Source organism: Paenibacillus qinlingensis (assembly GCF_031455095.1).
In the GTDB taxonomy this organism is placed as follows: domain Bacteria; phylum Bacillota; class Bacilli; order Paenibacillales; family NBRC-103111; genus Paenibacillus_E; species Paenibacillus_E qinlingensis_A.
Genome location: NZ_JAVDSB010000001.1, coordinates 846,570 through 858,668 on the forward strand (window position 1 = coordinate 846,570; position 12,099 = coordinate 858,668).

A 12,099-nucleotide genomic window follows, 5' to 3' on the forward strand; every position below is an offset into this window, starting at 1 on the left:
AGGAGCGATCCCTGCACCACCAAAGTTGGAGGAGTGGCAAGATGAGAATACTGTTCGCGGCTTCGGAGGCCGTGCCTTTTATAAAAACAGGTGGATTAGCAGATGTGATTGGCTCCTTACCCAAGGAGCTGACCCAACAAGGGCTTGATGTGCGGGTCATTTTGCCCAAATACGGGGATATCCCTGCTAAGTTTAGAGACAAAATGTCACAAGTGGCAGCATTCGATGTTCAATTAGGCTGGCGCAAACAATATATCGGCATTGATGTGCTTGAACATGAAGGAGTCACCTTTTACTTCGTGGATAATGAATTTTATTACAAGCGTTCAGGCATCTATGGTTTTGGCGATGAAGCGGAGCGTTTTGGCTTCTTCTGTCGCGGGGTCATCGAGGCGCTTCCCTACCTGGACTTCCAGCCGGACGTGATTCATTGTCATGATTGGCAAGCGGGAATGATTCCTGTTTTGTTAAAGGCCCATTATCAGCATTTGCCTTTCTTTAGCGAAATCAAAACGATGACGACTGTGCATAACCTGAAGTATCAAGGTGTGTTTGGTCAAGAAGTGTTCAAAGATTTGTTCGGCTTGTCCGACGATCATTTCTCTGGAACCGCCCTTGAGCTTCATGGTGGGGCTAGTTTCCTAAAAGGCGGACTCTTGTATTCAGATCAAATTACAACCGTTAGCCAGACCTATGCAGAGGAAATTCAAACGCCGTATTACGGCGAGTTTTTGGACAGCCTGCTGCGCCATCGTAGAAATCAATTGACGGGCATCGTGAATGGGATTGATTACGATATTTTCGACCCCATGACGGATAAGAATCTCGTCGTGAATTACCGTGATTCCTTGCCGAAGAAAACGCAGAATAAAATAGCGCTTCAGGAGCGCCTAGGGCTTCCTGTGGATGGCGATATCCCGATGATCGTACTCGTGACTCGTTTGGTGCAGCAGAAAGGCTTAGATCTCATTCAACACGTCCTGCGCGAGATTCTAACGCTCAATATTCAGCTTGTTGTTCTGGGGACTGGCGAGCCTGTCTACGAGCAAATGTTTCGGGATGCGGCCGCTGCTTATCCGACCAAGGTGTCTGCCCATATTTACTTCGACGAAGCGTTAGCCCATCAGTTTTATGCAGCTTCGGACCTCTTCTTGATGCCATCCCAATTCGAGCCATGCGGCATCGGTCAATTGATTGCCCTTCGCTATCGTTCTGTGCCGATCGTACGGGAAACAGGTGGTCTGAAGGATACGGTGCAGCCGTATAATGAGTTCACAGGAGAAGGGACAGGCTTCTCGTTCACGCACTACAACGCTCATGATATGCTGCATATCATCCGACGAGCGGTATTCTTTTATAAGAATGATCGGGACAGTTGGATGAAGATTCAGCAAAATATGAAAAAATGTGACTATAGCTGGCGCAGATCCGCGCAGCAGTATATCGCACTTTACAAAGAAATGATCTCTTAACGATTGTGAATAGGACCTCCTCATTCGGAAGATTGAGGGGGTCTTTTTCGTTATTTAGAAAATTCAGGTATAATAGGGGCAGACAAGTAAAGAGGGTTGGAGTGGTAAATGATGGGCATGGATTGGTTTTCTCATATGTTAACCGTGTTGTTCGTCGTCAATATTTTATTGGCGCTCACGGTGGTGTTCTTAGAACGACGTAATGTTGCGGCTACATGGTCTTGGTTAATGGTGCTATTATTCATTCCTATTCTAGGCTTTCTATTGTACGTGATGCTGGGGCAAAACCTGAGCCGACGTAAACTGTATAAATGGAATAAGCGCATGCAGGAACGAATGCAGACGGTGATTGGCGAGCAACGGCAGCAACTCATGGAGGGGACTTTTCCCTATATTGATCCCATGGTAAAGGATTATCGGTATTTAATTTATTTGAATGTAGCTACGAATGATTCATTCTTATCACAGAATAATGAAGTACATATCTTCACGGATGGTGTGGAGAAATTTAATGATTTGATCAGCCGTCTGGAGGAAGCCGTAAACCATATCCATATGCAATACTATATTGTGAAAAATGATTCCTTAGGTCAGCGAATTATGGAAGTGCTAACTCGCAAAGCCGCGCAAGGTGTTACGGTTCGCTTTCTTTATGATGATATCGGTTCGCGTACGTTGAAGGACTCCTTTTTTAAAGATTTTTTGCAGGCAGGCGGGCACAAAGCTGCATTTTTTCCATCGCGTATTCCTTTTCTGAACTATCGTGTGAATTATCGGAATCATCGTAAGCTAGTGGTCATTGATGGACAAATTGGCTATATTGGCGGATTTAATATCGGAAATGAATACCTTGGATTAAACCCTAAGTTTGGCTATTGGCGCGATACGCATCTTCGCCTGAGAGGCACTGTCGTGCGTGCGTTACAATCCCGATTCATCCTTGACTGGAATTTGGCTTCGTCAGAGACGCTTGAAGTGGGTGCCGGTCATTTTCCGGAGATTGTGAATAGTGCTGAGCAAGGGAAGGTCCCTATGCAAATTGTTGCAAGTGGTCCGAACGAGACTTGGCCGCACTTCGTGTATACATTCCTCAAGCTGATACATATGGCCAAAAGTCGCATTTTGCTGCAAACGCCTTATTTTATTCCCGAAGAAAGTATGTTGAATGCGTTGCGAATTGCTGCGCTTTCGGGGATTGATGTGCGGATTATGATACCGGAGAAGGCTGATCATCTCTTCGTACACTGGGCTTCTTTGTATTATGTAGGTGAATTGCTGCGCGCTGGCGTGAAATGTTATCTATATGATTATGGATTTCTACATGCCAAAACGATTATTGTAGATGGCAAAGTAGCATCGGTAGGAACAGCGAATTTCGATATTCGCAGCTTGCGGCTAAATTTTGAGACGAATGCGCTGATGTTTCATGAGGAGACCGCTAGAAAGCTGGAAGAAACTTTCTGGATGGATATGGAGGGGTGTATGGAGTTGACCTTGGAGGAGTATGAGAAGCGATCGCTTCGCATCCGATTCCTGGAGTCGATTTCGAAGTTGATTTCCCCGATCTTGTAAAAGGGAAAGGCCCGTGCTTACAGCACGGGCCTTATGATGCGTATGTTTAGAAAGATTCACCGCTATCAAGATTAAACTGCCAAAGAATGCCGAATTTGTCTTCTATTTGACCGTATAGTTTACTCCAGTCCGTCGCTTGCAGCTCCATAACTACTTTGCCGCCAACTTTCAACTTATGAAATACATTTGTAAGTTCTTCTTCGTTAGGGCTGACATAAGAAAGACTAATGTTGTTCCCTACAACGTATGGCATACCTGGGAACGTGTCGGAAAACATCAGAGGGCTTCCGTTAATATCCAAACGAGTGTGCATGACACCGTTTTTAGCCTCTTCAGGCAGCGGATAGTCAGGGTTTTGCGGCATATCGCCAAATGTAATCATTTTTGGAGATGGCAGATTAAATGCGTCTGCATAGAAATTTACAACTTCTCGGGTGTTTCCTGGGAAATTTAAATAAGCATTAATTGACATGACCATTCTCCTCTAATTTGTGAATTGGGACAACCTCCTATATTCTACCACTGGTTACTTAGAAAATCCACCAGCCCTATAAGCGGAGTAATAGGGACTGGAGTTGACTTCTGCCTTCGGTGGACAAGGATTGGAGCACCTCATCCGAAGCTTGGCTCATCGCGGCACGTGCTTTTGCAATCAAGGGAGGCGCTGCTTCCGTCAACTGGAGGAAGGTGGCTCGGCGGTCGTCAGGATCAGTCGTACGCACGAGGAGGGCCTCTTGTTCAAGCGCATCCACGAATTGGGTAACGGTGCGTGCTTTGATGCCTAATTTGGAAGCAAGATCGGACATGCGGATGCTTCCTTCTTCTTCAATGGCGATGAGTACCCGTACGCGAGGCCCTGTCAAATAAGCAGGTATCCCTAGCGCAGCTAAGTGCTCTTCGAATTGTGTATGCAAACGATGGGTCGTACGGATTAATAGCTGCAAAATGTCACCTGCAGTTGGTGTGGATGGACCCTCTGGGAAATGGTTAGGCTTCATAATCCTCCTTGACAGTTGCGATATTACTGAGTATACTCAGTATCAATCGAATTACTGAGTATACACAATAATTATACCATAGATGGTGTGAAAAGAGGAGGGAACGATAATGACAGACAACAAAGAAGTCATTGGAAAAGCCAAACAAATGCGAGCTGTTCGATATCATTCATTCGGTGAAACGGATGTTCTACAAGTTGAGCAGGCCCCCGTACCGCAGCCTGGAGCAGGAGAAGTGCTTGTGCGTATTCATGCAGCAGGTGTTCTTCCTGTTGACTGGAAAATACGCAGGGGAATGTTCCCGATGCCGGTTCAATTTCCCCATATTCCGGGAACAGCGTTTGCGGGTGTTATTACAGCTGTAGGAGAAGGTGTGTCCGGATGGCAGATTGGACAATCGGTCTTTGGGCGCAGTACGAAGGGAACCTACGCGGAGTATACGACAGCGTCGGAGGAAGAGCTTGCGCTGAAGCCAGCTTCGATCTCTTACGAAGAAGCATCATCGTTATCAGGAGGAGCCACCACGGCGTGGCGTGCCCTTGTCACGGAAGGGCAAGTGAAACCGAACGAGCGTGTTCTGATCCACGGCGCCGCGGGAGGCGTCGGCATGTTCGCGGTTCAATTCGCGAAATGGCGAGGCGCAGAAGTGTTTGCAACTGCTGGTCAAGCGAACAAGGCATTTGTGGCCTCGTTAGGAGCAGACCACGTCATAGATTACACGTCTGAATGTTTTGAAGATATCGTGAAGGACGCAGATTTCGTGCTTGATACCCTCGGTGGAGAAACGTTAGCGCGGACCTGGGCTGTCCTGAAGCGAGGTGGACGCTTGGCATCCATCGCAGGTCAACCACCTGTGGATATGGCCAAACAACATGGCATCGCTTTGATCCGTGCTGGTATCGCAACGAAAACGGATTTATCAGCTATTGCTGAGCTTATCGATGAGGGGAAGCTTACTTGTCATATTGAGCAAAGCTTTACTATGGAAGAAGTACGTCAGGCTCATGAGAAGAGCCAGACGGGGCCATGGTCGCGGAAGGATTGTGCTTCGGATCATCGAATAAATCTTTCGCGCAAGAAGAAACCTGGGTAGAACTTTGACAAGTTCTATGCAGGTTTTTCTCGTGTTGCATGCCCGAATATATACAATCGTGCGGTCGATGAATAAAAAGTCAGCATTTTTACGTATTCACAAAGAAGGAATTGTCCTATATACTCCTAAATATCGATAATGATTATCAGTATCATCTAGGGGGATATCCAATGATTCAAGCAAGTAAAAGAAAGTTCATTAACTTCACAGCGGTTTTACTCGTGTCTTCGATATTTTTAGCCGGCTGTGGTGCCGGAACCGATACGAACAATGTAGCTACGCCTGCAAGTACGACGCCAGCAACGGCAACAGCAACGGCAACGGCAAAACCGCAAGATCGTGTCCTGAAGGATGCGATGGGACATGAGGTGAAAATTCCAGGCGAGGTTAAGCGCGTAATCGCCCCTTTCCTAGAAGATGGATTAACGGCACTCGGCATTAAGCCTGTCGCGCAATGGTCTGCAGCCGGTGAACCTCAGCTCTATTTGCAAAACGTATTGAGTGGGGTGCCTGTCTTAGACATGACAGGTGGACTCAAGCCAGAGCAAACCTTAAGCCATAATCCAGATCTGATCATTCTAGCTGCACCAACGTATATGAAAAACGGTACCTATGAAGATTTCTCCAAAATTGCACCTACCTTCGTGTTATCCAATGATGAGAACGACTGGCGCGGGAATGTTGCCAAATTAGGTGAAGTGCTTGGGAAAACAAAGGAAGCAGAGCAAGCAATTAAGAAATATGATGAGAAAGTCACAGCTTCCAAAGATAAACTTCGGACAGCGATAGGGGACAAATCTGCCGTATTATTCCAATCCGCTAATGAAAAAGGATTTAAACTGTTCGGTGCGAATTTCTATAGTGGTAAACTATTGTACCAGGGGTTTGGTTTCAAACAGCCTAAAATGTTAAAAGGCGATTATGATACGTATTCCTTGGAAACGCTGGCTCAACTCGATGATGTGGATTACATTTTCGTGCTTTCAGGCAAAGGTCATGCGAAGGCTCCTGTGGATAATCCGCTTTGGCAGCAATTGCCCGCGGTTAAACAAGGTCACGTGTATGAAGTGGATTCCGGACACTGGTTCAATCAGAACGTGATCGCGAACCAATTAATTATTGATGATGTACTTCGACTTGTAGTCAAATAGGTTGTGAGCGAGGATTCTCAAATGGACGTCGTAGACGATAACGCAAGTAGTACGATGTGGTATAAGCTCAAATTGATTGAACACATATTGGGGAAGGATTTGCAATTCCCTGTGGACGCGAGATTTTATTAAAGCGGACGCCATGATGTTAATCGTATCTGATTCAACGGATGGTCGTTTGATCATAAATGGTCAATATTACCCACTGCGACCCGGTACTGTTTTCATAGGCAGGCCAGGGCAACTTATTGAAGTAGGTCTACCTAAAGGGGTGGAGGATGGGATCTATATTCTGCGGTTTCATGCAGCAGCCATACTCCAAACCGAATCTGACGAAGCGAATATCCAGCATGTGAACTCGTTTCCAGGTGAAGGGGAAGCTATGCACCTCGCCGTTTCTACGGTCATTCCATTAGTTAAAATGATCACAACACATTGAGAGAATGGTACCATAGCGGATCGTTTTCGGGCTGAGGCAGGATTCTATGAATTGCTCAGTTTGGTCTTGCAAAATGAAGAGCACAAAACGGCGATCGCCTTGGAGTATGCCAAGTTCATGCTCGAACGAGATTTTACCGAAGAAATAACGATTGATGCCTTGGCAGCAAGAGCCGGTTTAAGTCGGTTCCATTTTATGCGATTATTCAAGGAGAAATTCGGTAAGGGTGTTATCGAATACGTAACGGAGTTACGCTTAAGTAAATCCAAGGAGTTAATGCGAGAACTCCCTCAAGCGTCTATTAAGGAGATTGCTTTCCAAGTAGGTTATAAAAATGAAATATATTTCAGCAATAATTTTAAGAAACATATGGGAATGGCACCAGCCCTTTATTTGAAAAATACGAAAATGAAAGTCGCAGCCTACAGTTGGGTGAATATCGGTCAATTGCTAGCTCTACAAATCATCCCTTATGCCGCGCCTATGGATCACTATTGGACTGATTTTTATCGGAATAAATATGCCTATGATGTTAGCGTGCCTTTAAGTCATCACTATGGGTTTAATCTTGCTGCCTTACAACAAGCCAAACCGGATTACATCATAGGCATTGATACTTGGGTCCCTAAAGAGGGGCAAGATAAACTTGCTGAAATCTCTCCTGCTTTATTCTTACCCTGGGATAGGAATTGGCGCGAGCATCTGATGTTGATCGGTGAATTCTTAGGCAAAGAACGTGAAGCGGAGAAATGGTTACAAAACTATGACCTTAAAGCAGCTGATGTGCGCGACACCGTTCAGATGACCTTGAAGAAAGAGACGGTGCTAGTCGTACTGTTTCATCACCAAGATATTCAAGTATGGGGACGTCTTGCCGGGACAGTGCTCTATGATGATTTGCAATGACCCCAGCGACTCTAGTCGATGATATTCAGTGGACGAAATCGGTGCAATTGTCGGAGTTGGCCGAATGTGATGCTGATCATATCATCGTGAATATTGGTAAGGATGCTATATCTCAAGCAACTTGGGCAAATCAATCTAGCCAAGCAAGCTGGCACGGGTTAAAGGCTGTGAAGAAAGGGCAGGTTCATTGGACCTCTGGTTATGCAGGCTGGGAGTCGCCTTGGAATGAACATACCGCTTTCAATCATGATCGGTTTCTCGGGCAATTTGCACAAATCATACATCCAGCGACGTAATTGTTGTTGGATTTTATTTTTGAATGTATTCGAATTCTTGAAATCATGATAGAATTACTGGAAATTGGAAGAGTATGTGGGTGAATGTATGAAAAAATTGATATTGATTGCGATCATTGCTAGTAGTTTTGTTACGCTGTCATTTTCTTTCTACTATATGCTCAAGATTTATCAAAGCGATTTGAGTATGTCGAGTAGTGCAGGGGAACCCATGGTGCCTAAGCATGAAGAACGTATCGTGATCATCTCACAAGAGCAGGGTAGCTTTATGATGAATGCGATTCAAAAAGGGGCGCATGAGGCTGCGGAAGAACACCATATCAAAATTGATTTTTGGGGTGTCTACCGTTCAAACTTAGAAGGCTTAATTAAACAAATTGATATTGCAATCGCTTCCAAAGCAAGTGGGATTGTCGTGGAAGGCGTCGATCATCCTGATTTCAATCTTATGGTGAAGAAAGCAACGGAGAAAGGGATTCCAATTATTACAATTAATTCTGACGCCCCAAGTAGTTTGCGCAAGTCGTACATAGGTTCTGATCATTATCAAGAAGGAATCATTATGGGCGAATATATCGCGACCCAATTACAGGGTAAAGGGGTAGTCGGTGTGATTAAGAACCTGTCATCTCCATCAACGGATGATCTCCGATTAAAAGGTCTGCGCGAGGTGTTTAGTAAGTACGACGGATTGAAGATTGTTACGGCGGCGAATGATCCTGAGATGTCACAACCGAAGATGCAAACGAATGATATTTTAAACCACTATCCAAATGTTACCGCTTTCATTGGACTGACCACAGAATCTGGTGAGAGTATCGTGCAGGCAGCGCGTTCACGCTCGCGAACGAAGGAATATCCGATTTTTCTTTTCGATGATTCCCCGCAAACCATCATGCTGATTAAGAATGGTCAGGTGAAAGCAGGGCTCTCGCAGCATTATGAAGACATGGGGATTTTGAGTGTTAACTTGATGAAACGATGGTTAGATGCGACACAATTGCCGCTAGAGAACAGCTATTTCACACCCATCAGTGTGGTGACTTCATCTGGAGAAAAGGAGAAAGCCCTTGAAAACCATTCGAAGTAAAATGATGATGTTATCGATCCTCATCTGGGTCATTATGGCGATCATTTGGCTTTCCATGAGCATTTATAATCAGCGAACAGTGGAGAAGTACAACGAGATTCTTCAGCGTTATATGCAGATGAACCAAGCCTCGCAATTAAGCCAGCAATCTTTAACCACCTTGAATAAATACCGTATGTCTCCTACGCTGGAAAGCTTAAATCAATATGCAACGGATAATAGCTCCTTGCTGCGAACGAAGTCCGAGATGGATTGGCTGCGCAATGCGAGTAACACGATGCTGCTCGACAATTTGCAGAACATGCTGGAAAGTCAATCGGAAGCGATGGATCTGGCTGTACGTTTCCAGAAGGATAATGATGAAGAAAATGCGGCAAAGCAATTTGACGAGGCATCTAACATTTCGAAATATATTTCAGAAACGACGCTGACCTTAATTAGCGGTGAGCAAAACACCTATGATGCCTTCTACAGAAAAATTATTAAGCGAAGTGAAAATATTAAGAAAATGGGCCTCTGGACACTGGCGCTCGTCTCCTTGCTGTTGCTGCTCTTTTCGTATCGATTCGTCGATAGTGTGACCCAGCCTTTGCTGAAATTAACGCTGTCCGCGCGTGAATTGTCGCGAGGAAATTTCAAGAATCCGATTGATCTGGGCAATAACGATGAAATGGCCTTCCTGGCCAAAACCTTGGATAGTATGCGATTGAAAATAGGACATTTTATCGACGATATTCAGAGTAAGGCGCAATTGGAATATGATCTTCATCGACATAAGCTCATGTTGAAGGAAAGTGAGTTGAAAAGCTTACAAAGTCAAATCAACCCTCATTTTCTTTTTAACACCCTAAATATGCTGTCTAAGGAAGCCTATTTGGCAGGTGCGGGTAAAACAAGCGAATTAATTAGCTCTGTCGCTGGTATGCTTAGATATAATCTCCGTAAGTTGGATAGCCGAGTGTCCTTAAAGGATGAGCTGGAAGTACTTGAAGAGTATTTAACGATTCAAAAGGCCCGCTTCGGCGATCGCTTGCATGTCGTGCGTGAAATTGATGAAGAAGCACTGAACATCGAGCTGCCTATTCTTATTTTGCAACCGCTTGCAGAGAATGCTTTTATTTATGCAATTGAACCCGCTGAAGAGGGCGGCACGTTAACGATTCGTGTCAAGCAGGATGAGAAACATATCCTCGTTCAGGTACAGGATACAGGACAAGGTATGGATGAAGAACAGTTATCTAAATTATTATCGCATACGGAGAATTCCGTCTATAAAGGACATTCAACGGGTATTGGTATATGGAATGTGATTCATCGCTTACAGCTGTTCTATGGGGTTGAAGAGATCATAGAGATAAAATCCCATCTTGGAGCGGGTACTTGTATAACATTGAAATTGCCGAGGGGGCAAGCGGTATGATTCGTTTATTAATCGTGGATGATGAACACATTGAGCGGACAGCCCTGCAAAGAATTATAGAAGAGGGTTCGCCAGACGTGAAGGTTGTGGGCCAAGCATCGAATGGCAGGGAAGCGATTGAAGCGGCAGAACGTTTGCAGCCAGACTTGATTACGATGGATATCAAAATGCCTGGCATTAATGGACTTCAAGCGATTGAGAAGATTAGGGAGACGAATAAAACAGTCAAGTTTATCGTCGTCACCGCATTCGATACGTTTGAATTTGCGCAGCAAGCGATTAAATTAGGCGTGTATGATTATATGCTGAAACCAAGTCGAATTTCGGTTGTGTTGGAGACGATTGGCCGTGTGGCCAGTGAAATTAAGAACATCCAGCTCGAGTTGGCGAGTAGACGTTCGGAGCAAGAACTTTTGCTGAAAATGATACCTCTCGTCGAGGCAGATCTCGTGGAGCAGTTATTATTTGATTGTGTGCAATCCGCTTCACTGTCTGAATTGATCGATCTGGTCGGAATGCCAACTGGGCGAGAGGGCTTCGTGATGACGATGCAGTTTACACAAGTCTCCGAGGAATCGTCAACGCGAATCCGTGATTTAGATATGGCTTATATGCAATTAAATGAACGGCTTCCCGAAATTTCAAATCCAATGTGGCTTGGGAAAATGTCAGGTAATCAAGTGCCAGCTATTGTTTTTATGGACGGTGAATTCTCCTATCGTGCACAAGCGATTAGCATCGCAAAGAAATGGCTTCAAGTAATGGACGACAGATGTGGATTTCGTCTTTTTATTGGAATAGGCGGTTTAAGCAAGGACATATGGGACATGCGCAAATCCTATCAGGAAGCTTTGCTGGCTTCCATGGACAGGACGCTGCCGGCTCGTTATTGTTTGTATGAGAATTTGACGCAGGACCAGATTCAAACGATGGGGATTCTTACTTTTGAGATGGAGAAAACCGTGCTCGAAGAGATGAGACGCGGCAATCTAGAAGGGTCAGGGGATCAGATTGTAAGAATGATTGATGTGTTTGAAGGCATTGGGCAAGGGGTTGGCATGTCACAGCAGCGCATATTTGAAGTGCTGATTGTTGTGTCTCGTATGCTGCAGGAAATGGGGATGGAAGTCAATACCCCTTATTTTCCCTATGCAACAACTAGTTATATGCAATTAAGAGCGGAATCTCGGCTGTTAATTCATAATTTAATCTCGCTGGGAGAAGTTGTCGAGACAGATCTACTGCAGACGATGAAGCAATATATCCAGAAGCACGCTCATGAAGACTTGTCTTTGGAACGGATTGCCGCCACGGTTGATCGGAACCCTTTTTATGTCAGCAAGCTGTTCAAAGAGCATTTCGGAATGAATTATATCGATTTTCTTACGGACTACCGGATTGAAATGGCGAAACAATTGATGCAAGAAACGGATAAAAGCCTAAAAGAAATTACCTTTGAAGTGGGTTATAATGATCCGAATTATTTCAGTCGGGTGTTTAAAAAGTTAGTTGGATATGCACCGACGGACTACCGGAAAATGTTGATTCGGCCAACGAACAAAAAGCACAGCTAAGGTGATACTCACTTGCGGAGCTGTTGAATGCGGAAATCTTTGAGGAGAGGAGGAGGTTGCACTGCAATATGTCATAAAAAAGAGCGGA

The 12,099-nt window shown here is 44.8% G+C and carries 12 protein-coding genes; 10 read left to right on the forward strand and 2 right to left on the reverse strand.

The features are described from left to right. Positions 1 to 41 precede the first annotated feature (41 nt). Both glgA and cls read left to right on the forward strand, forming a co-directional pair. Entirely contained in the window at positions 42 to 1,472 is a 1,431-nt protein-coding gene (gene glgA / locus J2736_RS03790; RefSeq protein WP_310223678.1) for a glycogen synthase GlgA, read from the forward strand. A gap of 117 nt (positions 1,473 to 1,589) precedes the next feature. After that, complete coding sequence (gene cls, locus J2736_RS03795) at positions 1,590 to 3,044, forward strand: cardiolipin synthase (protein WP_310223680.1); 1,455 nt, start codon at positions 1,590 to 1,592, stop codon at positions 3,042 to 3,044. Between the two features lie 46 nt (positions 3,045 to 3,090). On the opposite strand, the gene J2736_RS03800 is transcribed toward cls, so the two are convergent. Together J2736_RS03800 and J2736_RS03805 are read right to left on the reverse strand one after the other, a co-directional pair. Continuing rightward, entirely contained in the window at positions 3,091 to 3,516 is a 426-nt protein-coding gene (locus J2736_RS03800) for a VOC family protein (protein ID WP_310223683.1), read from the reverse strand. Positions 3,517 to 3,592: 76 nt separating this feature from the next. After that, entirely contained in the window at positions 3,593 to 4,042 is a 450-nt protein-coding gene (locus J2736_RS03805) for a MarR family winged helix-turn-helix transcriptional regulator (RefSeq protein WP_310223685.1), read from the reverse strand. Positions 4,043 to 4,151: 109 nt separating this feature from the next. On the opposite strand from J2736_RS03805, the gene J2736_RS03810 reads away from it, so the two are divergent. The 8 genes from J2736_RS03810 to J2736_RS03845 all read left to right on the forward strand — a co-directional run bounded on the left by J2736_RS03810 (position 4,152) and on the right by J2736_RS03845 (position 12,011). Next, a complete protein-coding gene (locus J2736_RS03810) occupies positions 4,152 to 5,135 on the forward strand; it encodes an NADP-dependent oxidoreductase (RefSeq protein ID WP_310223687.1) in 984 nt (327 codons plus the stop codon). A 170-nt stretch (positions 5,136 to 5,305) separates the two neighbouring features. Next, on the forward strand, positions 5,306 to 6,286 hold the full coding sequence (locus J2736_RS03815; protein ID WP_310223690.1) for an ABC transporter substrate-binding protein: 981 nt from the start codon (positions 5,306 to 5,308) through the stop codon (positions 6,284 to 6,286). A 142-nt stretch (positions 6,287 to 6,428) separates the two neighbouring features. Beyond that, positions 6,429 to 6,725 (forward strand): hypothetical protein, encoded by a 297-nt coding sequence (locus tag J2736_RS03820; protein WP_310223692.1) that lies wholly within the window; start codon positions 6,429 to 6,431, stop codon positions 6,723 to 6,725. Between the two features lie 51 nt (positions 6,726 to 6,776). Next, positions 6,777 to 7,631, forward strand: a complete 855-nt coding sequence (locus J2736_RS03825; protein WP_310223694.1) for an AraC family transcriptional regulator — start codon at positions 6,777 to 6,779, stop codon at positions 7,629 to 7,631. Continuing rightward, positions 7,628 to 7,927: a TroA family protein gene (locus J2736_RS03830; protein ID WP_310223696.1), complete on the forward strand. Its 300-nt coding sequence runs from the start codon at positions 7,628 to 7,630 to the stop codon at positions 7,925 to 7,927. The genes J2736_RS03825 and J2736_RS03830 overlap by 4 nt, the downstream gene beginning before the upstream one ends. An 88-nt stretch (positions 7,928 to 8,015) precedes the next feature. Further along, on the forward strand, positions 8,016 to 9,017 hold the full coding sequence (locus tag J2736_RS03835) for a sugar ABC transporter substrate-binding protein (protein ID WP_310223698.1): 1,002 nt from the start codon (positions 8,016 to 8,018) through the stop codon (positions 9,015 to 9,017). Continuing rightward, on the forward strand, positions 8,998 to 10,437 hold the full coding sequence (locus J2736_RS03840; RefSeq protein ID WP_310223700.1) for a sensor histidine kinase: 1,440 nt from the start codon (positions 8,998 to 9,000) through the stop codon (positions 10,435 to 10,437). Before J2736_RS03835 ends, J2736_RS03840 begins: the two co-directional genes overlap by 20 nt. Beyond that, positions 10,434 to 12,011: a response regulator gene (locus J2736_RS03845; RefSeq protein ID WP_310223702.1), complete on the forward strand. Its 1,578-nt coding sequence runs from the start codon at positions 10,434 to 10,436 to the stop codon at positions 12,009 to 12,011. The genes J2736_RS03840 and J2736_RS03845 overlap by 4 nt, the downstream gene beginning before the upstream one ends. The last annotated feature ends 88 nt before the right edge of the window (positions 12,012 to 12,099 follow it).

Bases quoted from the DNA above. Each gene is read 5' to 3' on its own strand.
- glgA (WP_310223678.1), top strand. From the start codon at position 42: ATGAGAATACTGTTCGCGGCTTCGGAGGCCGTGCCTTTTATAAAAACA.
- cls (WP_310223680.1), top strand. From the start codon at position 1,590: ATGGATTGGTTTTCTCATATGTTAACCGTGTTGTTCGTCGTCAATATT.
- J2736_RS03800 (WP_310223683.1), bottom strand. From the start codon at position 3,516: ATGTCAATTAATGCTTATTTAAATTTCCCAGGAAACACCCGAGAAGTT.
- J2736_RS03805 (WP_310223685.1), bottom strand. From the start codon at position 4,042: ATGAAGCCTAACCATTTCCCAGAGGGTCCATCCACACCAACTGCAGGT.
- J2736_RS03810 (WP_310223687.1), top strand. From the start codon at position 4,152: ATGACAGACAACAAAGAAGTCATTGGAAAAGCCAAACAAATGCGAGCT.
- J2736_RS03815 (WP_310223690.1), top strand. From the start codon at position 5,306: ATGATTCAAGCAAGTAAAAGAAAGTTCATTAACTTCACAGCGGTTTTA.
- J2736_RS03820 (WP_310223692.1), top strand. From the start codon at position 6,429: ATGATGTTAATCGTATCTGATTCAACGGATGGTCGTTTGATCATAAAT.
- J2736_RS03830 (WP_310223696.1), top strand. From the start codon at position 7,628: ATGACCCCAGCGACTCTAGTCGATGATATTCAGTGGACGAAATCGGTG.
- J2736_RS03835 (WP_310223698.1), top strand. From the start codon at position 8,016: ATGAAAAAATTGATATTGATTGCGATCATTGCTAGTAGTTTTGTTACG.
- J2736_RS03845 (WP_310223702.1), top strand. From the start codon at position 10,434: ATGATTCGTTTATTAATCGTGGATGATGAACACATTGAGCGGACAGCC.